Below are 21,268 nucleotides of genomic sequence, written 5' to 3'. Positions count from 1 at the left end.
GACGGTCGAGTGGCTCAGCGCTTGAGCCACTTGACCTCGTAGGCCTGGAGTTCGGTCGTCTTCCCGTCGATCTTCGTGCTGATCGACCGGTCGAGGGTGTTGACGACCAGGATCACCCGATCGGTCGCCAGGACCCGCAGGTCGGGCGCGGTGGCCCGGGCCACGGAGACCTCTTGGAAGGAGGTGCCCGGCGGGAACTCCCTGCCGAAGCGGGAGACCAGGTCGTACATGGGCAGCGGCTCGCCACCGCCGCGGCTGTGGGTCGGGGTCCACAGACAGCCGGGGCAGTCGGTGCCCTTCTCGTTCTCCGGGTTCCAGTAGAAGCCGGAGGAGGCGCCGCCCTCGACCATGGCGATCAGGCCGGCGGCCTGGACGGCGACGCGGCGGGTCTCGGACCAGCCCTCGCGTTCGTCGTCGCCGTCGGCGGGCTCGACGTAGTACTCGGCCCACCACAGCGGCAGACCGTCGGTCCGCGCCCGTACCCAGTCGCCGACCGCGGTGAACTTGTCGGTGGCCGCGAACTCGTCGGGCAGCAGCTCGTCGTCCTGGGTGTAGCTGGAGCCGTCCACGACCACGAACTCGGCGCCGGCCTTGTGCTTGTTCCAGTAGTCGAAGGCGTCCAGGACCCGCTGGTCCATGGCGCCCCAGGGGCCCTTGAAGGTCGCGGAGGCGTCCGCCGACCTCGGGTCGACACTGTCCATGACCAGATAGGGCCCGCCGACCATGATGTCCTTGTTCACCTTCTTCAGGGCCTTGTAGACGAGGTTGTAGAACTCGGTGTACCCCTCGTGGTCCCAGCGGGCCTCCGTGTTGTTCCAGAAGCCCTTGAACTCGTTCCAGACGATGAAGTGGCGTACGTCCGGGTAGCGTTTGGCGACGGTCGCGGCCAGGTCGGCGAAGTCCTGGTAGTGCGCGCGCTCCGGGGCGGTCTCCAGGGCGCCCTGGCTCCAGTCGGTGTTGTCGACGCCGGCCTCGCCGCCCTTCATCCAGTCGGGGGCGCAGCACAGCGTGATCACGGGCGTACCGCCGGAGGCGCGCATGAAGTCGACACGGCGGTCCATCGCCCCGAAGTCGTAACGCCCCTTCACCGGTTCGGGGTTGGCGGCGCCCCAGCCCATCAGGTGCTGGATCTGCGGCACCCCGCCGTCCTTGGAGAGCCGCTCCTCGACGCGCTCGACGGCGGCGGCACTGCCCTCGTCGGCGCTGAACTGGGTGTGGGTGAAGCCCCAGCCCACGTCGGGCCGGGTCGCGTCGGGCGTGGCGGTGGGCGTGCCGTGCACCTTGTCGCCGTCGCGCGAGGTGCCCTCGGTGCCCGAGCCACCCCCGGGAAGCGTGTTGAGCAGGGTCACCACCAGGGCCAGCGCGGCCACACCGACGCCCAGCAGCGCGGTGAGCCGCCACCGTCCCACCCCCGAATTCCACCCATGACGTCCCATCGAGGACAACCGTAGCCGGGAGGGCGCCCTATGGGGCAGAGGTCGTGGGCGTACAGCCTTGTAACAGGGCAGTGGGGATACGCCGGGAGGGCGCGGGAGGCCCGCGGCACGATCCCCGCGCTGCGGAAAGCGGGTGCACACGGCGCCCGTGTGCCGGATCATGGCGGGCATGTCTGCAAACCCACACGACGCGCTGCCGATCCGGCTCAACGTCGACGACAGCGACTCACCGTCCGACGTCGTCGACGCGCTGTTCCTCGGCCGCTTCGCGACGGGCGAGCAGCCGTACTCGCACGCGGCCAACATCGACCGTGTGCGGTCCGGGGCGACCCTGCTGCCGGCCGGCGCCCGCGTGCTGCGCGTCGCCCGCGACGACGACCGCAGCGCGACGCTGGCGGAGGGCGACGGCTGGACCCTGCTGATCTCCCGCTGGAACCGCGGCGCCGACGTCACGGTGACGGCGACCACCCCCGAGCTGGCCGAGAAGGTCCTCGACCAGGCCACCGACGGCGCGGCGGACGAGCCCGAACCGCAGCCGGAGAACGTGACCATGGGCTTCTGGTACGTCTCCCCCCGGCGCGGCCCGCACCGCACCACCCGGCAGATCTCCGCGGGCACCTGGGACGAGGTGCGGGACAACTACACCGCGCCGGTGGCGGACGCGATGGACCGCCTGATGAAGACGACCCCCGAGGACATCGCGGGCCGGCTGCTCCTCCTGCACGGCCCGCCGGGCACCGGCAAGACGTCGGCGCTGCGGACGCTGGCCCGTTCCTGGCGCGACTGGTGCCAGGTGGACTGCGTCCTGGACCCGGAGCGGCTCTTCTCCGACGTGGGCTATCTGATGGACATCGCGATCGGCGAGGAGGACGGCACGGGGAAGGGGCGTTGGCGGCTGCTCCTCCTGGAGGACTGTGACGAGCTGATCCGCGGGGAGGCGAAGCACACCGCGGGCCAGGCCCTGTCGCGGCTGCTCAACCTGACCGACGGCCTGCTCGGCCAGGGCCGCAACGTCCTGGTCGGCGTCACCACCAACGAGGACCTGGAGCGCCTCCACCCGGCCGTGGTCCGCCCCGGCCGCTGTCTGGCCCGCATCGAGGTGGGCGCGCTGACCCGCCGGGAGGCGGTGAGCTGGCTGGGCACCGAGGAGGGCGTCGGCCGCGAGGGCGCGACGCTGGCGGAGCTGTACGCACTACGGCGGGGCACCTCACCGACCTCGGTCCCGGAGCAGCGCGAAGGAGCGGACGCCGGCCTGTACCTGTAGATACAGCGGGACTGTACATACCGGGACGCGAGGCTTTACCTACAGGTACGGCGGGCCTGTATCTGCCAGTAGGGCGGGCCTGTACGTACGAGTACGGCGGGCCTGTACCTACCAGTACGGCAAGCCTGTACCTACAGGTATGTACGGGCGCGCGGGGCTCACCCCGCCCCGTAGGCCGCCCGCAGGGCATCGCGTACGGCGGCCGTCGCGTCCGCCTCCGTCAGCCCGAGCCGTCGGGCCCGCTCCGCGTAGGCCTGGGCGGCCGAGGCCACCTCGCGTTCGGCCGCCGAGCCCGCCGCCGCGACATACGTGCCGTTGCGGCCCCGGGTCTCGATCACCCCGTCGGCCTCCAGCGCCCGGTACGCCTTGGCGACGGTGTTCGCGGCGAGGCCGAGCGACTCGGCCAGCCCGCGTACCGTCGGCAGCCGGTACCCGACCGGCAGCCCGCCCGCGCGCGCCTGTTCGGAGATCTGCGACCGCACCTGCTCGTACGGCGGGGCGCTCTCATCGATGTGGATCTTCAAGGTCACGGGGTGATTGTCCCGCACCCACCCGAAAATGAGAGGCACCGCGGTGCATCTCCCCCGTAGCGTCCGAGCACATGACTGTGACCGTGCGCGACCTCGCCTCCGAGGTCCGAACCGACATCGAGGGATTCGCCCGGGTCCGCCACCTCGCGCTCCCCTTCTTCCTCGTCACCCCGGCCTCCCTCACCTACGACCTCGCGCACATCCGGCCCGAGGCCCACTACCGCCCCCTGGTCGCCGAGGAGGACGGCGAGGTGATCGGCACGGCGCAGGTCGGGCTCGTCCACGACAGCCCGGAGCCCGGCATGGGCTACCTGAACGTCTACGTGGCTCCTGAGCGCACCGGCCGCGGCGCCGGCGCGCTGCTGGTCCGTGCCGCCGAGGAGCACCTCGCCGCCCGGGGCGCGACCAGGCTCTTCTCCTGGGTCCTGGACGAGCCGGGCAACCGCGCCTTCGCCGAGCGGCACGGCTACCGCGGCAGTCGCTCCGCGCACTTCCTCCGCCTGGACCTGGCCGGCGGCGCCCTGCCGCCCCTCGCGCCGCTCCCGCCGGGCGTCGAACTGCGTACAGCCGCCGACTTCGCGGCGGATCCGCGACCGCTGTTCGCGCTGGACTCGGAGACCACGTCGGACGAACCGAGCGACATCGACTACGAGTTCACCGACTACGAGTCCTGGCTGGCGGAGACCTGGCACCACCCCCTGCTCAGCCACGAGCTGACCTCGGTCGCCGTGGTGGACGGCCGCCCCGCCGCCTTCAGTGCCGCCCGCACGGACGGCGGCACGCGCTACGGCACCGTCATGACCGGCACCGCCCGCGCCTTCCGCGGCCGGGGTCTGGCCAAACTGGCCAAGAACGACTCCCTGCACCGCGCCCGCGCCGCCGGACTCACGGAGGCGTTCACGGGCAATGACACCGGCAACGGCCCGATGATCGCGATCAACAAGTGGTTCGGGTACGAGATCTGCGCGACGGAGGTGCGGTATGTCCGCGAACTCGGCTGAGCCTTCCCCCTTCCCGAACGGCGTCCCTGATGTCGTCCCTGACGTCGTTCCGGATCCCACCCTGGACGTCGTCCTCGTCAAGGCGGGCCGTACGAAGATCCGTTACGGGGCCGAACTCCTCGTCGACGACGGCACGCGGCTCGCGGTACGCGCCCCCTGGGCCGGCGAGGGCGTCCGCGACTTCGGCTTCGTCCGCTTCGAGCCGGGCGACGTCTTCACCGAGTACTACTGGCGGGACCGCTGGTACGCGGTGAAGGAGGTCCGTGACGCGGCAGGGGCACTGAAGGGCTGGTACTGCGACGTCACACGCCCCGCGAGGCTCGTCGGCACCGAGCTGGTCGTCGAGGATCTCGACCTGGACCTGTGGGTGTCGGCGGACGGCACGGACGTACTGCGGCTGGACGAGGACGAGTTCGCGGAGAGCGGCCTCGCGGAGCGGGATCCGCGGGCGGCGGCAGCGGCTGTCGCGGCGCTGGACGAGCTGGAGGCGTCGGCGACCACGGGGGACGGTCTGAAGGCGCTGCTGGCATAAGGGGTCACTGCGAACCTGAGGGCGGGCTGAGGCGCTGGACCGAGGCGCTGGCTTGAGGTGCTGGATCGAGGGGGCGGTGGCCGACACCTCACACCATCGCCACCACCGCGTACCGCTCGTCCTCCACCTCCTTCCCCCACAACAGCGCCTCCCCCGACAACCGGTCCACGCGCACCTGCCCGGCGAGCGGGGCAAGGAGGGCGGCGAGTCGGTCGGCGGGTATGCCCACCGGGCTCGCCGATCCCCACACCCCCTCGACCAGCACCAGCCGGCCGCCGGGCCGCAGCAGTTCCCGCCAGTGCCGCAGGGCGCGGCCGGGGTCGGGCAGCGCCCACAGCACATGCCGGACGAGCACGACGTCGAAGCGCTGCTCTCCCACCGGCGGCGCCGTCGCGTCACCGAGGAGGAACACCGCGTCACGGCCGGCCAGTTTCGCGCGGGCCAGGTCGACCATGGCCGGGGATCCGTCCACTCCGGTGACGTGGTGTCCCTGCTCGGCCGCGAGGAGCGACAGGCTTCCGGTGCCGCAGCCGAGGTCGAGGACGTCGGACGGGCGCCCGGGAAGCCAGCCGCGCAGCCGCTCCGCCCAGGCGAGGCGCACCTCGGGGTCACGCAGGCCGTGGTCCGGCTCGTCGTCGAAGGCGGCGGCCTGCGTGTCCCAGTCGACACCCGCCGCAGTCGTGTCGTCACTCTCGTTCGTCATGCGCCCAAGAGTGACACCCGCCACTGACACTCGAATGGTGACAGCCGCCACTGACAGAACGGCAATCGATGAGGAACTCTCCCTCAACGGGTCTATCTCCGTGAGAACGCGGAACTCGATAGACCCTGAAGGAGGCAGCCATGCGCCGTATGACCGTGCAGAAGCCCCTGAAGAAGAGCGACTCCCGCAGGGTCCGCGAAGAGGCCGACCAGCGCCCCGCGGAGCGCCCCGAGGTCCGCAAGGACATCGCCCGCACGTGGTGGCCGGACGGGTGAGGCATGGTCGAGGGACGGGTTTCCCGCCCGAAGCCCCTCAGTCCAGCCGCTTGCGGTAGTGCACGCGGTCGTACGGTCCCTCCACGCGCCGCTCCACGACCTCGTACCCGTACTTCGGGTAGATCCGCTGGTTCTCCCACATCAGGGCGTTCGTGTGGAGCCTGACCTCGGGCAGCCGCAGCGCACGCGCGCGTGCCTCCACGAAACGCAGCAGCCGTCCCCCGACGCCCGTGCCGTGCGCGTCCGGGTGGACGGCGACGCTGTCCAGATACAGGTGGTCCGCGTACGCCTCGACCACCACCAGCCCGACCACGGGCTCCCCCACCACGAACACCTTTCCCCCGGCCACGTCCGCCGTGTGGTCCGCCTCCATGGGCCGCGGCACCACACCTATGCGCGCGATGTAGGGGTGATAGGCGGCGTCGGTGACGGCCCGCACGGCAGGCACGTCGGCCGCCGTGGCAGGCCGGATCTCCTCGTTGCTCATGGCGCGCACGCTACCTACCTGATCTCCGCCTCAGCACTCCCTTAAGGCGGCCATAAAGATCGTCACGAGCGGCCCTCAGCAGGGGTTTTCAGGGTTTCTTTGATCCGGCACCCATCAGTTCCGGTTCCGAGGAGATCCCCCATGCCCGCACGCCGCAAGGCCGCCACCGTCGCCGCTCTGGGCCTGGCCCCGCTGGCCCTGAGCGCGCTGTCCGCCGCCCCCGCGGCCGCGCACGGTTCGATGGGCGATCCGGTCAGCCGGGTCTCGCAGTGCTACGCGGAGGGCCCGGAGAGCCCACGGTCGGACGCCTGCAAGGCGGCGGTCGCGGCCGGTGGCACGCAGGCGCTCTACGACTGGAACGGCATCCGCATCGGCAACGCGGACGGGCAGCACCGGGCGCTGATCCCGGACGGCAGGCTGTGCAGCGCGGACAACGACGAGTTCAAGGGACTCGACCTGGCCCGCGCCGACTGGCCCGCGACCGGCGTGAACAGCGGGCCGTACACCTTCAAGTACCGCGTGACCGCCCCGCACAAGGGCACCTTCAAGGTGTATCTCACCAAGGCCGGCTACGACCCGGCCCAGCCCCTCGCCTGGGACGACCTGGACCTGGCCGACCCGGTGGCCACGGCCACGGATCCGGTCGCGTCCAGCGGCTTCTACACCTTCTCCGGCACGCTCCCCCAGCGCTCCGGCAAGCAGGTGCTGTACGCGATCTGGCAGCGCTCGGACAGCCCGGAGGCGTTCTACTCCTGCTCGGACGTCTCGTTCGGCGGAAGCGGTGACAGCGACGGCGACGGCAGCGAAAGCAACGAAGGCAACGAAGGCAACGACAGCGGTACGACAACCGGCTCGTCCCCTGCCTCGACCGTCCCCGCCCCGGCCGCCTCCGCCCCTTCCGAGGAGCAGATCGAGGACGGCAGCGACAAGTCGACGATCGAGCACGACGGCCATGGCGACCAGCACGCCGACACCTCGGCGGAGCCGGTGGCGGACCGGGAGAGCCCCGTGTCCAACGAGCCCGAGGCGGCCGGTGCCACCGGGAACCTCGCCGAGACGGGCGGCGACGGCAGCACGCCGTATCTCGCCATCGGTGGGGCCGCCGCGCTGGCGCTCGGCTCGGCCGCGCTGTTCGGGTCGGTCCGCCGGCGTGCGGTGGGTGGCGGCCGACGCGGGCGCTGATCCGGAACTCCGGGGCCTGACCGGCGGCTCAGGCCGGACAGGCCCCGGCGGCACTCAGCCGAACGCCGAGGCGCAGGTGGTCGGGGTGGCGTGGGCCGGGTCGAGGGCGTTGGCCACTTCGTGGAAGGCGATCCGGTCGAACAGGCCGATCGCCACGTGCTCGGAGAGATCGAGCGGGCACAGGTCCTGGAGCAGGACGTTGTGGACGTTCGTTCCGCTGAGGTACTGGCTCCGGTACGGCGTGACCACCTCGTCGTACCGGGTGGCGAGGACCGTGTACTGAACGCCGGGGACGGTGTCACCGCCCGCGTTGAGCTTGGCGAGGAAGGCGGAGCCGGCGACCTGGTCGGCGAGGGCGGGGGTGTGGGTGGTGAGCAGGTCCTCGACGCCGGGGAAGTACGGCAGGAGGCCGGTGAGGCCGGAGAGCGTGGTGCCGTGGTTGGTGGGCGCGATGCCGACTAGGGCGTTCACCTTGGCTGCTCCGCCGAGGAACCTCAGGTAGTAGCGGGGCATCATGCCGCCCTGCGAGTGCCCGACGAGGTCGGTCTCGGTGGCGCCGGTCGCGGCGAGCACCTTCTCGACGTAGGTCTTGAGCTGTTCGGCCGATGCGCCGACCGGGCCGAGGCCGTGGAAGAGCGGGACGCCGGGGAGTCGGCCGTAGTCGAGCGAGAAGACGCAGTAGCCGCGGTTCTCCAGGTAGGGCGCGAGGCCCAGCCAGTTGTCGACGGAGTTGCCGAAGGTGCCGTGGACGAGGACGACGGGGCGGGGGTGGGCGGCGGAGGGCTTGCAGGAGTAGTCGTTCCAGCCGCTCCGCGAGGTGGCGGCGGCTTCGGCGGCCTGGGCGGTGGTGGTGGCGGGGATGACGGCGACCGCGGCTGTCAGCAGCAGCGCGGTCAGGGGTCTGAGCACTCGTTTCCAGGGCAGCATCGTGTGATCTCCTTGCGGCTCAAGGGAGTTGCGACGGCTCTACGCCCTGTGATCCGGATCACAAGAATGCTGTTCACTCGTCAAGTTACGAGCGAGTAGTGCGCTTGTGAAGTTACGCGTCAGTAAAAACTTCCAGTGGTAACCATCGACGGAAGTCGACGGAAGTCACTACTGATAAACCGTCACCAGGCGGGCCTGATGGGACCATAGGGAGCAATGCGTCCCAATCGGTCACGCAACGCCAGCACTTCACCCTCGCCCAGCAGTTCGGCCCATTCCCCGACCACCTCCGCCGCCGACTCCTCCGCCGCACGGGCGCAGTCCCACCCCCGCCCGGTCAGCACGACCAACCGCGCCCGCGCGTCCCCGGGGTGCGGCCGCCGCTCGGCATACCCCTTGCGCACGATCTCGTCGACGAGCTGACTCGCCGCCTGCTTGGTCACCCCGAGATGCGCCGCGAGGTCGGTGACCGTGGCCCCGTCCGGGGCGAGCCGGGCGAACGCGAACCCGTGCGCGGGCCTGACCCCCTCGAAGCCGCGGGCGACGACACCTTCATTGATGCGCTGCGTGAGCTCACCGGCGACGGCGAGCAGCGCGGCGGACAGGGCCATGGCCTCGGAGTTCTGCACGGATGCATTGAAACACCCTTGACGAACTGGTCAAGCAGCTTGACCATAGAGCCAAGTAGTCAAGCTACTTGACCACTTCAGCCGCCCCTATCACCCGCACATCCGGATCTTCCCGACCTTCCAAATCTCCTACTGCCTTTCACCACCTTTCTGCGACCTTCCACGACCGGAGGCCCCATGCCCGTCATCCGCCCGTCCGACGCCGTCACCCACGAGATCCACGGCGTCCGCTTCGTCTCGTACGCCACTCCCCTCACCGGCAGCAGGGAGCTGTGCGCCTGGCGCGGCGAGATCCCGCCGGGAACCCGAGCCCCCGCCCACACGGTCAACCGGGAGGAGATCCTCCACCTCCTCGGCGGCGAACTCCTGATCACCCTCGACGGCCACACCGACCGGGTCACCGCGGGCGACACGGTGATCATCAACCCGGGATCGACCCTGAGCATCGAGAACCCGACGTCCGAGACCGCCTTCTCCTGGGTCACCACCTCCATCGGCCTGGAGGCGGAACTCGCGGACGGCACCCGCATCACACCCCCGTGGGCCAACTAGGAGCTGGGACCTGGTCGACCGGCACCCGTTCCACCAGGACCTGTCGAGCCGGCCTCCGTTCAGCCGGTCCCCGTTCGGCGCTACGCCGCCAGCGTCCCCGGCATCACCGCGCGCGGCCCGAACTTGGCTCGTGCGCGGTCCGCGACCTCCTCGACGCGGCGGACCTTCTCGTCCACGGGGTCGAAGGCGAGCTGGTAGGAGGCCTGTTCGGCGGGGCCGAGGCTTTCGGCGCGCAGGGCGACCGAGCGGACCCGGGCGCGCTGGAGGCCGAGTGCCTCGTACATGCCGTAGGCCGCCTTCGTCAGCGCGGCCGAGTGGGCGGTCGGTTCCCCGAGGGTGCGGGTGCGGGTCGTCGAGGAACGGTCGGCGTAGCGCACGGTGAGGGTCAGGGTGCCGCAGACCTTGTCGAGGGCGCGCAGCCGGGCGCCCAGTTCCCCGGCGGCCGAGAGCAGGGCCCGACGGTGCCGGTCGGCGTCCAGCTCATCACGGTCGAAGGGGCGTTCGGCGGCCAGTGAGCGGGAGACGCCGTTCGGTACGACCCGGCCGCGGTCGATACCGTTCGCCTTCTCGCGCAGTTCGCGGCCGGCCTTCGCGCCGATCAGCCGCTGCAGCGTGGACAGGGGCGCGGCGGCGACCAGGCCGAGGGTGTCGAGACCGTACTCGCGCAGGGTGCGGGCGGTCGCGGCGCCGACGCCGGGCAGCGCGGCGACGGGCTGGCCGGCGAGGAACCCCACGACGGCGTCCTCGGAGACCGCGCGGGTCACCCCCGGCTCGGCGGCGCGCAGCGCGACGCGGGCCAGCATCGGGCCGGGTCCGGCGCCGATCACACAGTCGACGCCGTGCAGGGCGAGCGCCCGTACCCGGATGACCGACGCCAGTTCCACCGCGCCGCGCCCGAAGTACCGTTCGGCGCCCCGCAGATCGGCGAGCGCGCCGTCCGGCGGCAATGCTTCGACGACGGGGGTGAACTCCTCCAGCAACCCGAGCAGCCCCGGCAGGGCCGCCTCCCGCGCCGACGGCAGCTGGAAACGTATACAGAGGATGGTCATCCCGCACTCCCCGGACTCTGGTGCCACAACTTCCTTGCTTTCGCGGGCTCTTCCCCCGCCGGGCGCAGGTCCGCCCATGGATGCAGTTCGTATCCGGTGGGCATCTGGATTCGCCGGCCCCCGCTCGGATCGCCGGTCCTTTCCGGCACCGGCTCGGCCAGCCGCGCCGCCACCACGTCGAGCCCGCCCTCGGCGCGCAGCTCGACGAGTTCGGCGAGGTTCCAGGCGGCGGCACCCACCACGCTGAGGCTGCGTGGACCGCGCCGCTGCACCACCCCGCGTACCAGCAGCAGCCAGGAGTGGAAGACGGTGTGCGCGCAGGCGTCGTGGGAGTCGTCGAAGAAGGCGAGGTCGACCAGGCCGGTGCCGTCGTCCAGAGTGGAGAAGATGACGCGTTTGCCGGACCGGATCGGCGGCGTCTGGGTGGCCGCCTTGGCCCCCGCGACCAGCACGGTCTCCCCGTGCCGGGCCTCGCGCAGCCGGCGCGCCGACCGCACGCCCAGCTCGTCGAGGAAGGTCCGGTGGTCGTCCATCAGATGGCGCGAGGCGTCCATGGACAGCACCCCCAGTTCGGCGCTCAGCCGCTCCGTCGAGGAGAGGTCGGGCAGCCCGGCCGGCGCCGTCTGCCGCCCACCGGACAGCGGGAGTTGACCCGCACCGCCCGCAGACCCTCCGCCGCCCCCGCCGCCCTTGCCCCGCGCACCCCGGTGCAGCTCGGTCAAGTGCAGTTGCAGATCACGCCGGTTGGCACCGAAGGCGTCCAACGCGCCCACCTGGGCGAGCCGTCCGGCGAGCGGCCTGCTCGGCCGCGCCCGCTCCCAGAAGTCGAGCAGCGAGGCGTACCGCTGCCCGTCCGCGACCCGCGCCGCCTCGGCCTCGCCGATGCCGTGCACATCGGAGAGGGCGAGACGCAGCCCCCACACCGCAGGAGATTCAGACACCAGTTCGATACGGTGGGCGACCGCCGACCTGTTCACATCCAACGGCAGGATCGGCACCCCGCGCCGCCGCGCGTCCGCCAGCAGCAGCCGCTTCGGATACATCCCGGGGTCATGGGTGAGCAACCCGGCGTAGAAGGCGGCCGGATGGTGCGCCTTCAGCCACGCCGACTGGTACGTCGGCACGGCGAAGGCGACCGCGTGCGCCTTGCAGAAGCCGTAGGACCCGAAGGCCTCGATGATCTCCCAGGTCCGCTGAATCGTTTCTGCGTCGTAGCCGCCGGCCGCCGCGTGCCGCGCGAACCAGATCCTGATCCGCCCCTGCGACTCCGGGTCGGACAGCCCGCGCCGCACCCGGTCCGCCTCGCCGCGCCCGCAGCCGGTCATGATGGCCACGATGTCGATGATCTGCTCGTGGAAGACGACGACTCCGTACGTCTCCTTCAGCGGTCCCTCCAGGTCCGGGTGCGGGTAACGGATCGGCGCCCGCCCGTGCCGCGCCTCGATGAACGGCCGCACCATGTCGGCGGCGACCGGTCCCGGCCGGAACAGCGAGATGTCGACGACGAGGTCGTGGAAGCCGGCCGGCTGAAGGCGCCCCACCAGATCCCGCTGGCCCGGCGACTCGATCTGGAAGCAGCCCAACGTCTCGGCGGAGCGGACGAGCCGGTACGTCGCCGGGTCGCCGTCCGGCACCGCGTCCAGGTCGATCCGGTCCCCCGTCGCCCGCTCCACCTCCGCGACCGCGTGCGCCATCGCCGACTGCATCCGCACCCCGAGGACGTCGAGCTTGAGCAGCCCGAGTTCCTCGACGTCCTCCTTGTCGAACTGGGACATGGGGAAGCCCTCGCCGCTGGTCGGCATCACCGGCGTACGGGAGAGCAGGGAGGCGTCGGAGAGCAGGACCCCGCAGGGGTGCATGGCGACCGAGCGCGGGAGGGCGTCGAGGGACTCGACCAGTTCCCAGAGCCTGCCATGCCGCTCCCCCGCCCGCCGGAACTCCTCGGCGAGCGCCTTCAGTTCGGGCAACTCCTCCAGCGCCGCGCGGGCGTCGCGGGCCCGGATGTGCGGGAAGGACTTGGCGATGCGGTCGATGTCGGCCGGATCCATGGAGAGGGCGGCGCCGACGTCACGGATCGCGTGCCGCACCCGGTAGGTCTCCGGCATGGCGACCGTGGCGACCCGCTCGGCACCGAACCGGCCGATGATCGCCCGGTAGACCTCCAGGCGGCGCGCGGACTCCACGTCGATGTCGATGTCCGGCAGGACGACCCGTTCCTTGGACAGGAAACGTTCCATCAGCAGCCCGTGTTCGACCGGGTCGGCGTGCGCGATACCGAGAAGGTGGTTGACGAGGGAGCCGGCACCGGAGCCGCGGGCCGCGACCCGGATGCCCATGTCCCTTACGTCGTCCACCACTTGAGCGACCGTCAGGAAGTAGGAGGCGAAGCCGTGGTGGGCGATGATGTCCAGTTCCCGGTGCATCCGCTCCCAGTAGGCGCGCTTCCCGGCGTGACCCCCGCGCACCATGCCCGCCGTCGCCCGCGAGGCCAGCGCCCGCTGCGCGGTGCGGCGGCCCGCGCCGACCAGGTGCGGCTCGGGGAAGTGGACGGTGCCGATGCCGAGGTCGTCCTCGGGGTCGACCAGGCACTCCGCGGCCGTCGCCCGGGTCTGTTCCAGCAGCCGGTGGGCGGTGTCGCGCCGGTAGCCCGCGGCCTCGACGATCCGCTCGGCGGCCTGGAACATGGCGCCCGCGTCCTTGAGCCAAGCCTCCCCGGAGTCCAGTTCCCTGGTGCCGTCGACGGGGACCAGGCGGCGGGCGGCGTCCAGGACGTCGGCGACCGGGCCGAGGCCGGGATCGGCGTACCGGACGGCGTTGCTGAGCACGGGCCGGATCCGCTGCTCGGCGGCGAAGCCGACGGTACGGGCGGCCAGGCGCAGGGAGCCGGGACCCGTGCCCTCGCGGCCGTGCCAGACGGCTTCGAGGCGCAGGGCGTCGCCGTAGCTCTCCCGCCAGGGGACGAGGAGCCTCGCGGCCCGGTCGGGACGCCCGGCGGCGAGGGCGCGGCCGACGTCGGAGGCGGGGCCCAGCAGGACGGTCAGGCCGTCGGCGTGGCTGTCGGGCCGGCGCAGCAGGGGGGTGCCCTCGGCGGTGTGCGCGGCGGTGACCAGCCGGCACAGGTCGGCCCAGCCGCGGGCGCCGTCCCGGGCGAGAAAGGTGACGCGGGGTGTCGACTCGTCGATGAAGGCACCGCCGCGCACGGGGGTGCGGCGCCTGTCACGCCGTACGGACGCGTCACCCCGCGGCGCCTCGGGCCGCTCCACCGCCAGTTCGACGCCGAACAGGGGGCGCACGCCCGCCGTCGCACAGGCCTTGGCGAAGCGGATTGCGCCGGAGAGGGTGTCGCGGTCGGTGAGGGCGAGGGCGTCCATGCCCCGCTCCGAGGCGCGCTCGGCGAGGCGCTCCGGGTGCGAGGCCCCGTACCGCAGGGAGAACCCGGAGACGGTGTGCAGATGCGTGAAATCCGGCATCCGCACCTCCCATATCGAACATCAGTTCCCAGCTACCTCACCCCCACCATAGACCAAATTCCGAACATGTGTACGACGGCCGTTCGGCCGCCTCCCACCTGCGGAAACATCTGCCCCCTCGGGCCGTGGGGACATGACACGGACCGGCTTCCTCTCCGAGGTGCGGGACGCCGCCACCCCGCGGGCGACGCTGCTCGTACTCGGCGTGGTCGCGCTCCAGCTGCTCTTCACCGCCCCGGGCGGCGTCCGCCTGAGCGCGTTCCCCACGGCACGAAAGTCCCGTACGGCACGGAAGTCCCGCCCCTCGCGCGAGGGGCGGGACTTCACGGGAACCGGGGTGGCCTCAGGCGGCCTGGGTGTCAGCCGATCTGTGTACCGGTCGCCGACAGCGCCTCGGTGACCGGCTGGAAGAAGGTCTCGCCGCCCGAGGTGCAGTCGCCGCTGCCGCCGGAGGTGAGGCCGATCGCGTTGCTGCCCGAGAAGAGCGAGCCGCCACTGTCGCCGGGCTCGGCGCAGACGTCGGTCTGGATCAGGCCGTTGACGATGTCGCCGCTGCCGTAGTTCACGGTGGCGTCCAGGCCGGTGACCGTGCCGTCGTGCACCTGGGTGGTCGAGCCGCTGCGGGTCACCTTCATACCTACGGTGGCCTCGGCGGCGCCGGTGATCTGCTGGGCGGAGCCGTTGTAGAGGTTCACCTCGCTCGGGTGGTCCACGTCGGCGGTGTACTTGACCAGGCCGTAGTCGTCGTCCGGGAAGCTGGAGACCTCGTTGGTGCCGATCTCGGCGCCGCTGGAGTCCGACCAGGTGGAGATGGACTCGGTGCAGTGGCCGGCGGTGAGGAAGAACGGCTCGCCGCCCTTGACCACGTTGAAGCCGAGCGAGCAGCGCCCGCCGCCTCCGGTGATGGCGTCGCCACCCGCGAGGAAGGGCTTGAACTCCCCCTTGGTGCGCTGGAGTTCGGCGGTGGCGCCGAGCCCCTTGACGACCTTGGTCAGCTTCGCCCACTCGGCGTCGGAGACCGTGCGGTCGGCGGTGACGACGATCTGGTTGGTCGTCGGGTCGGTCGCCCAGGCGGTGCCCGGGATGGTGGCGTCCTCGGTGAGGGTGCCGCGGGCGCTCTTCAGCTCGGCGAGGGAGTTCTCGACGATTCTGGCCTGGGCGCCGGCCGCCTCGACGGTCTCGGCCGCGGCCTCGTCGAGCACGTTGACCACGAGGCTCTTGGTCTTCGCGTCGTAGAACGTGCCCGCCGCGTCGGCGCCGAGGTCCTGGCCGAGCGTCGAGGCGAGCTTTCCGGCCGCCAGAGCCGAAAGGACCTGGGGCTCAGGGGCCTTGGGGGACTCGCTGGCGTTCGCAGTCTGGAAGGTGACTCCCGCGGCGACCAGCGCGGTGATACCCGCGCCTGCCACGACGATCCGCCGCCTGGGTATGCGTCGGTGCTTCAACTCGCGTCCTCCTGTGGGGGGTCGGTCCAAGAGATGGTGGGGACCTCGTGGACCGGAAGGCTGGTTGACAGGCACTTACTCTTCCGAACCCCACAGGGGGCGCACAAGGTCGACTTCAGGACGCGCGTAGAACACGGTTGCACGCCCCCATGATTTTTGACCGTCCACGGTCACCCCAGGCCATTCGCAGTGCAAATACTACGTGCGAGTAACCTGTATCAGCCTGTGAGGTCTACTCCTGTCTTGAAATCGACCCCTGCTCATCGGGATTCGGACGGGGTTCGCCGGACGTCGGTTGCTCCTGCACCGATTGCTGCACCTCGGAGGGTGCCGATTGCTGCACCTCGGAGGGCGCCGGCTGCCGCTCCACGGGAGGTGCCGGTTGCTGCACCACGGGAGGAGGTGCCGGCGGAGCCGGCTGCGCCCGCTCCAGGAACCGCAGCAGTTCCACCGGGAACGGCAGTACGAGCGTCGAGTTCTTCTCGGCGGCGACCGCCACCACCGTCTGCAGCAGCCGCAGTTGCAGCGCGGCGGGCTGCTCGGACATCTCCTTGGCCGCCTCGGCCAGCTTCTTCGACGCCTGGAGCTCGGCGTCGGCGTTGATGACCCGCGCCCGGCGCTCCCGGTCGGCCTCCGCCTGGCGGGCCATGGACCGCTTCATGGTCTCGGGCAGCGAGACGTCCTTGATCTCGACCCGGTCGATGGTGACGCCCCACTCCACCGCCGGGCTGTCGATCATCAACTCCAGCCCCTGATTGAGCTTTTCGCGGTTGGAGAGCAGATCGTCCAGCTCGCTCTTGCCGATGATGGACCGAAGTGAGGTCTGGGCCATCTGCGCCACCGCGAACCGGTAGTCCTCGACCCTGACGATCGCCTCGGCCGCCGCGGTCACCTTGAAGTAGACGACAGCGTCGACGCGCACCGTGACGTTGTCCCGGGTGATGCCCTCCTGCCCCGGCACCGGCATCGTCACGATCTGCATGTTGACCTTCCGGAGCTTGTCGATGCCCGGGACGATCAGGGTGAACCCGGGCTGACGCACCTCCGACCGGAGCTTGCCGAGGCGGAAGACCACGCCCCGTTCGTACTGTTTGACGACCCGCGCCGCCGCCATCACGTACACCGCTCCGGCGGACGCGAGCGTCGCTCCCGCCACCACCAGTTCCTCGACCATCACGGCCCCCAGGGTCCGACGTGGACGTGTGCCAGAGGGCTGCCGCCTGCGCTTCGCTCACAGGGGATGACCGCCTGTACGTCGACGGTATCCCCGGTACACGGACAAGGGCGAGCCCCCGCACGAGAGTTGCGTGCGGGGGCTCGCCTGCCGCTGGCCGCAGGCCAGGTCGTACGGGTGCCGACGTCGGGCCGGGGCCTCAGTAGATGCTGACGCCGTAGGCGCTGAGGGCCTCCGTGACGGGCTGGAAGAAGGTCGTGCCGCCGGAGGTGCAGTTGCCGCTGCCGCCGGAGGTAAGACCGTACGCGGTGCCGTTGCTGCCGTAGAGCGAACCACCGGAGTCGCCGGGCTCGGCGCAGACGTTGGTCTGGATCAGACCGGAGACGATGTCGCCGCCGCCGTAGTTGACCGTCGCGTTGAGGGCGGTGACACGGCCGCTGTGCGTACCGGTGGTGGAGCCGTCACGGATGACGGTGGTGCCCACGGCGGGTATGGCCGCACGGGTGATGTCCACGCCGTTCGCGGTGCCGGGCCTGGTGACGGACCCGGAGTACCGCACGATGCCGTAGTCGTTGCCCGGGAAGCTGGAGCCCGTGGTGGAGCCGATGACCGTGGTGCGGCCCGAGTTGGAGTACCAGGTGCCCGCGCCGTCGGTGCAGTGGCCGGCGGTCAGGAAGTACTGGACGCCGCTGCTGTTCTGGACGTTGAAGCCGAGGGAGCAGCGCCAGCTACTCGCATAGATGGCGTCGCCACCCTGGATCAGCTTGTTGAACGTGCCGGGGGTCCGCTTGATCGTGAGCGCGTCGGCGTTGCTGCCCGCCTGCTCCTTGATCTCCGCGATCTCGGCCTGGGAGACCGTGCTGTCGACGGTGACGACGACACGGTTGGTCTTGCTGTCGACGGCCCAGGCGGTGCCCGGGACGTCGGCCTTGAGCACCGAACCGCCGGCGCTCTTGAGCGCGGTGGCGCTGAAAGTGGTGGGGGCGTCGGACGCGTTCGCGCTGGGGATCGCGATGGCGGCGGCGGCCGCGAGTCCGGAGGTGACGGCGATCAGCCGGGTCCGTCTCGAGATACCGCTGCGGGGGGTGGTGCGCTTGATCCTCACTTTTCGTTCCTCCACATGGGAAGTCGGGGGCCCTCGTGGGGTTCGGGCCCGTGAGGCGCAGCCAGGGACTCCGGTCGCCCGGATTCCGAACACGCCGTGCCCCTGACAAGCGCTGTGGGGGAGTATTCGGCCGAACGACCGGTAGACGCAAGGGCGCCTTTCGGCCGTCAAGCTTTGAACGATCTTTACGGTCTACGCGAGATGACCGAAGGCGCGTACGGCGTGACCCCCGCCGACCACCAGCCGGATGGCGGCGACGGGCGACCACGCTCCCGTCGCCACGCCCCGTCCCGGGGATGTCCGGAAGTCACCCGTCCGTATCACCCTCCTCCGCCGGGTCGGAGAGCCCCAGATGTGAGCGCAGAGTGGTGCCCTCATAGGCCGTGCGGAACGCGCCGCGCTCCTGGAGCAGCGGCACCACCCGGTCCACGAACTCGTCGAGGCCGCCCGGGGTGAGGTGCGGGACGAGGACGAAGCCGTCGGCCGCCTCCTGCCGTACGTGGGTCTCCAGTTCGGCCGCGACCGCCTCCGGGGTGCCGACGAAGGACTGCCGGCCGCCCGCCTCGATCACGGTCTGCCGGATGGACAGCCCCTTCTCCTTCGACAGCGCCCGCCACTTCTCGGCCCTCGCCACGGTGTCGCCGCGCCCGGTCCGCCCCCGCGTGAGCGCCGGCTCGGGCACCGGGTCGATCTCGGGCAGCGGCCCGTCCGGGTCGTACGACGACAGGTCGACGCCCCAGAGCTGCTCCAGCGTGCGGAGCGCGCTCTGCGGGGACACCTGTCGGCGCCGGATCTCGGCCGCCCGCTCCCGGGCCTCGGCCGCGCTGTCACCGAGGACGACACCGACGCCGGGCATGATCTTCAGGTCGTCGACACCCCGGCCGTACTTCTCCAGACGCCGCTTCACGTCGGCGTAGAAGGCACGCCCCTCCTCCGGCGTCCCCCGCCGGGTGAAGACCACGTCGGCCGTGGCGGCGGCGAACTCCCGCCCCTCCTCGGAGTCGCCCGCCTGGATGACGACCGGGTGCCCCTGCGGCGGGCGCGGGACGCCGAACTCGCCCGCGATGTCGAAGTGCCGGCCCCGGTGCGCGAACGGCCGCGCGCCCGCGTCCGGGGTCCAGGAGTCCCACAACTCCCGTGCGGTGGCGACGAACTCGGCGGCGCGTGAGTAGCGCTCGGCCCGGTCCAGATATCCCCCGCGCCGGAAGTTCTCGCCGGTGAGGGCGTCCGAGGAGGTCACCACGTTCCAGGCGGCCCGGCCGCCGCTGAGATGGTCCAGCGTGGCCAGTCTGCGGGCGAGTTCGTACGGCTCGTTGAAGGTGGCGTCGACGGTCGCGGCGAGCCCGAGCCGTTCGGTCACGGCGGCGAGCGCGCCCAGCACGGTGAGCGACTCGGGGCGCCCGACCACGTCCAGGTCGTGGATACGGCCCTTGTGCCCGCGCGGCCGCAGCCCTTCGGCGAGGAAGAAGAAGTCGAACAGACCGCGTTCGGCCGTGCGGGCGAGACGCTCGAAGGAGGAGAACTCGATCCGGGAACGGGAGTCGGGGGCCGTCCAGACGGTGGTGTTGTCGACGCCGGGGAAGTGCGCGGCCAGATGGATCCGTCTCCGCGCGGGCTTCGAGAACTTCCGTACGGTCATGACGCTTCCCTCGTCACGGCGTACCGGTTGGCCGGCCGGCCCAGGCCCAGGTGCTCCCTGAGCGTGCTGCCCGGGTAGAACGTGCGGAACAGGCCCCGGTGTTGCAGCAGTGCCACCGTGCCGTTGACGAGCCGCTCCAGGTCACGGCGTGGCTCGGCGGGCGTGAGATGGAAGCCGTCGGTGACGCCGTCGGTGTACCAGGAGGCGATCAGCTCGGCGAGGTCGACGGGGCCGCCCCGGTACAGCGGGCCCTGGGCGGTCTGCCGGGGGCCGCCTCCGCCGTGACCGGGCTCGGCCGCGAACTCGCCGCCCCCGAGGTCGACGACCAGGGCGGCGAGGACCCGCAGGTCGTCGGGGTTCCGGCCGAACGTCGCCGCGGATTGGCGCAGTTGGGCTCGCGCGGCCCCGAGCTGTGTGGCGCTCACCGCACGGACCAGCGCCACGTCGGCATACCGGGCCGCGGTCTGCCGGACGTGCCCCTCGGTGGCGTCGACCACGCGCACCGGGTGGCCCTGCGGGGGTCTGGGCACGATCGAGGGGCCCTTGACCGAGAAGGCGGATCCGGTGAAGTCGACGTGGTGCAGCTTGTCCCGGTCGATGGAACGGCCGGTCGCCGCGTCCCGTATCTCGGCGTCGTCCTCCCAGCTGTCCCACAACCGGGCGGCCACGTCGGCGACTTCACCGGCCTCCCGCCACAGCGCGCCGGCCGGGGCCGCGTTGCGCCGGCCGAAGAGGCGGGCCTCGCCCTCGCCGGTGGACACGTCGATCCGCCAGCCGGCCCGGCCGCGGCTGACCCAGTCGAGGGTCGCGACGGCCGCCTGGACGTGGAAGGGCTCGGTGTGTGTGGTGGTGACGGTGGGCACCAGACCGACCCGGCGGGTGGCGGGCGCGACCCGGGACAGGACGGCGAGCGCGTCGGGTCCGGGCCGGGCGAAGGTGTCGTCCAGGGTCACGAAGTCGAGTCCGCCGCGTTCGGCGAGGCGCGCCAGACCGACGTAGGAGTCGGCGTCGTACACCGCTTGCTGGTCGACCGCCGCGGCCAGGTGCAGCAGGCGCCGGCCGTGCGATGAGGTCATGTGGGGAACCTTTCCTGCCCCGAACCCGCGGGTTCAGAGCACCTTGGAGAGAAAGGCGCGGGTGCGCTCGTGCCGGGGCCGGTCCAGTACGTCGCCGGGTGTGCCCCGCTCGACGATCCGTCCGTCGTCCATGAAGACCACCGTGTCGGCGACCTCGCGGGCGAACCCGATCTCGTGGGTGACGACGATCATCGTGATGCCCTGGTGGGCCAGGTCCCTGATGACGTCGAGGACTTCGCCGACCAGCTCGGGGTCGAGCGCGGAGGTCGGTTCGTCGAAGAGCAGCAGCCTGGGTTCCAGGGCGAGCGCCCGGGCGATGGCCACGCGTTGCTGTTGTCCGCCGGAGAGGTGCCTCGGGTAGGCGTCGGCCTTCTCGGCGAGCCCGACCCGGTCCAACAGCCGGCGCGCGGAGTCGACGGCGTCCTTGCGGGGCCGTTTCAGCGCGGACACCGGCGCCTCGATGATGTTGTCCAGGACGGTGAGGTGCGGGAACAGGTGGAAGTTCTGGAAGACGAAGCCGATCCGCGTGCGCTGCCTGAGCACCTCGCGCTCCGGCAGCTCGTACAGCCTGTCGCCGGAGCGCCGGTAGCCGACCAGTACCCCGTCGACGCTGATCGCGCCCCGGTCCACCTTCTCCAGGTGGTTGACGGTGCGCAGCAGCGTCGACTTGCCGGAGCCGGACGGGCCGAGGATCACGGTGACCTCGCCGGTGCGCACGGCGAGGTCGACGCCCTTGAGCACCTCCAGCGAGCCGAAGCTCTTGTGGACGGACCTGATGTCGACCATGACGCTCAT

General features: G+C 71.4%; 21 protein-coding genes. 7 read left to right on the top strand and 14 right to left on the bottom strand.

The genetic code is table 11. From position 1 onward, the window contains the following. Positions 1-14: 14 nt before the first annotated feature. Positions 15-1,436: a GH39 family glycosyl hydrolase gene (locus ACZ5VD_RS34130; RefSeq protein ID WP_468552118.1), complete on the bottom strand. Its 1,422-nt coding sequence runs from the start codon at positions 1,434-1,436 to the stop codon at positions 15-17. Positions 1,437-1,605: 169 nt separating this feature from the next. Between ACZ5VD_RS34130 and ACZ5VD_RS34125 the strand changes: the two genes are divergently transcribed. Beyond that, on the top strand, positions 1,606-2,700 hold the full coding sequence (locus ACZ5VD_RS34125) for a DUF5925 domain-containing protein (protein WP_468552119.1): 1,095 nt from the start codon (positions 1,606-1,608) through the stop codon (positions 2,698-2,700). Positions 2,701-2,858: 158 nt separating this feature from the next. Here ACZ5VD_RS34125 and ACZ5VD_RS34120 read toward each other — a convergent pair whose 3' ends face one another. Next, positions 2,859-3,230: a GntR family transcriptional regulator gene (locus ACZ5VD_RS34120; protein ID WP_468552120.1), complete on the bottom strand. Its 372-nt coding sequence runs from the start codon at positions 3,228-3,230 to the stop codon at positions 2,859-2,861. Between the two features lie 71 nt (positions 3,231-3,301). Here ACZ5VD_RS34120 and ACZ5VD_RS34115 point away from each other — a divergent pair, with 71 nt between their 5' ends. Together ACZ5VD_RS34115 and ACZ5VD_RS34110 are read left to right on the top strand one after the other, a co-directional pair. Next, positions 3,302-4,231, top strand: a complete 930-nt coding sequence (locus tag ACZ5VD_RS34115; RefSeq protein WP_468552121.1) for a GNAT family N-acetyltransferase — start codon at positions 3,302-3,304, stop codon at positions 4,229-4,231. Continuing rightward, complete coding sequence (locus ACZ5VD_RS34110) at positions 4,212-4,763, top strand: ribonuclease FAU-1 family protein (protein ID WP_468552122.1); 552 nt, start codon at positions 4,212-4,214, stop codon at positions 4,761-4,763. Before ACZ5VD_RS34115 ends, ACZ5VD_RS34110 begins: the two co-directional genes overlap by 20 nt. Before the next feature lie 88 nt (positions 4,764-4,851). On the opposite strand, the gene ACZ5VD_RS34105 is transcribed toward ACZ5VD_RS34110, so the two are convergent. Beyond that, positions 4,852-5,466 (bottom strand): class I SAM-dependent methyltransferase, encoded by a 615-nt coding sequence (locus tag ACZ5VD_RS34105; RefSeq protein WP_468684448.1) that lies wholly within the window; start codon positions 5,464-5,466, stop codon positions 4,852-4,854. Positions 5,467-5,606: 140 nt separating this feature from the next. On the opposite strand from ACZ5VD_RS34105, the gene ACZ5VD_RS34100 reads away from it, so the two are divergent. Further along, on the top strand, positions 5,607-5,741 hold the full coding sequence (locus tag ACZ5VD_RS34100) for a hypothetical protein (protein WP_468552124.1): 135 nt from the start codon (positions 5,607-5,609) through the stop codon (positions 5,739-5,741). Positions 5,742-5,778: 37 nt separating this feature from the next. Here ACZ5VD_RS34100 and ACZ5VD_RS34095 read toward each other — a convergent pair whose 3' ends face one another. Continuing rightward, entirely contained in the window at positions 5,779-6,228 is a 450-nt protein-coding gene (locus ACZ5VD_RS34095; protein WP_468552125.1) for a GNAT family N-acetyltransferase, read from the bottom strand. A 141-nt stretch (positions 6,229-6,369) separates the two neighbouring features. Here ACZ5VD_RS34095 and ACZ5VD_RS34090 point away from each other — a divergent pair, with 141 nt between their 5' ends. Beyond that, positions 6,370-7,410, top strand: a complete 1,041-nt coding sequence (locus tag ACZ5VD_RS34090) for a lytic polysaccharide monooxygenase auxiliary activity family 9 protein (protein ID WP_468684447.1) — start codon at positions 6,370-6,372, stop codon at positions 7,408-7,410. 54 nt (positions 7,411-7,464) lie between these two features. Here ACZ5VD_RS34090 and ACZ5VD_RS34085 read toward each other — a convergent pair whose 3' ends face one another. Next, a complete protein-coding gene (locus ACZ5VD_RS34085; protein ID WP_468552127.1) occupies positions 7,465-8,337 on the bottom strand; it encodes an esterase/lipase family protein in 873 nt (290 codons plus the stop codon). Between the two features lie 182 nt (positions 8,338-8,519). Then, a complete protein-coding gene (locus ACZ5VD_RS34080; RefSeq protein WP_468684446.1) occupies positions 8,520-8,966 on the bottom strand; it encodes a MarR family winged helix-turn-helix transcriptional regulator in 447 nt (148 codons plus the stop codon). Between the two features lie 177 nt (positions 8,967-9,143). Here ACZ5VD_RS34080 and ACZ5VD_RS34075 point away from each other — a divergent pair, with 177 nt between their 5' ends. Next, positions 9,144-9,518, top strand: coding sequence for a cupin domain-containing protein (locus ACZ5VD_RS34075; protein ID WP_468684445.1), 375 nt, complete (start codon positions 9,144-9,146; stop codon positions 9,516-9,518). Positions 9,519-9,598: 80 nt separating this feature from the next. On the opposite strand, the gene ACZ5VD_RS34070 is transcribed toward ACZ5VD_RS34075, so the two are convergent. Together ACZ5VD_RS34070 and ACZ5VD_RS34065 are read right to left on the bottom strand one after the other, a co-directional pair. Next, positions 9,599-10,567, bottom strand: a complete 969-nt coding sequence (locus tag ACZ5VD_RS34070; RefSeq protein ID WP_468684444.1) for a DNA polymerase Y family protein — start codon at positions 10,565-10,567, stop codon at positions 9,599-9,601. Further along, the gene (locus ACZ5VD_RS34065) at positions 10,564-14,037 is read right to left on the bottom strand and encodes a DNA polymerase III subunit alpha (protein WP_468684443.1); all 3,474 of its coding nucleotides are present in this window, start codon (positions 14,035-14,037) and stop codon (positions 10,564-10,566) included. Before ACZ5VD_RS34065 ends, ACZ5VD_RS34070 begins: the two co-directional genes overlap by 4 nt. 133 nt (positions 14,038-14,170) lie before the next feature. Here ACZ5VD_RS34065 and ACZ5VD_RS34060 point away from each other — a divergent pair, with 133 nt between their 5' ends. Beyond that, the gene (locus tag ACZ5VD_RS34060; protein ID WP_468684441.1) at positions 14,171-14,437 is read left to right on the top strand and encodes a hypothetical protein; all 267 of its coding nucleotides are present in this window, start codon (positions 14,171-14,173) and stop codon (positions 14,435-14,437) included. Here ACZ5VD_RS34060 and ACZ5VD_RS34055 read toward each other — a convergent pair. The 6 genes from ACZ5VD_RS34055 to ACZ5VD_RS34030 form a co-directional block, all read right to left on the bottom strand. Then, a complete protein-coding gene (locus ACZ5VD_RS34055; RefSeq protein ID WP_468684440.1) occupies positions 14,397-15,479 on the bottom strand; it encodes a S1 family peptidase in 1,083 nt (360 codons plus the stop codon). The two genes, ACZ5VD_RS34060 and ACZ5VD_RS34055, sit on opposite strands and share 41 nt — an antisense overlap. Before the next feature lie 232 nt (positions 15,480-15,711). After that, positions 15,712-16,653 carry a slipin family protein gene (locus ACZ5VD_RS34050; RefSeq protein WP_468684520.1) on the bottom strand — a complete coding sequence of 314 codons (942 nt, stop codon included), beginning with the start codon at positions 16,651-16,653 and terminating at the stop codon, positions 15,712-15,714. Positions 16,654-16,852: 199 nt separating this feature from the next. Further along, a complete protein-coding gene (locus ACZ5VD_RS34045; RefSeq protein ID WP_468552133.1) occupies positions 16,853-17,758 on the bottom strand; it encodes a S1 family peptidase in 906 nt (301 codons plus the stop codon). A 307-nt stretch (positions 17,759-18,065) separates the two neighbouring features. Further along, positions 18,066-19,397: an NtaA/DmoA family FMN-dependent monooxygenase gene (locus ACZ5VD_RS34040; protein ID WP_468552134.1), complete on the bottom strand. Its 1,332-nt coding sequence runs from the start codon at positions 19,395-19,397 to the stop codon at positions 18,066-18,068. Then, a complete protein-coding gene (locus tag ACZ5VD_RS34035) occupies positions 19,394-20,473 on the bottom strand; it encodes an LLM class flavin-dependent oxidoreductase (protein ID WP_468684439.1) in 1,080 nt (359 codons plus the stop codon). Before ACZ5VD_RS34035 ends, ACZ5VD_RS34040 begins: the two co-directional genes overlap by 4 nt. A gap of 33 nt (positions 20,474-20,506) precedes the next feature. Next, positions 20,507-21,268, bottom strand: a complete 762-nt coding sequence (locus ACZ5VD_RS34030) for an amino acid ABC transporter ATP-binding protein (RefSeq protein WP_468552136.1) — start codon at positions 21,266-21,268, stop codon at positions 20,507-20,509.

This window comes from Streptomyces sp. NPDC032822 (assembly GCF_055578825.1).
The sequence above is the reverse complement of the archived record's forward strand: the minus strand, read 5'-3'. Positions and strand labels throughout refer to the sequence as shown.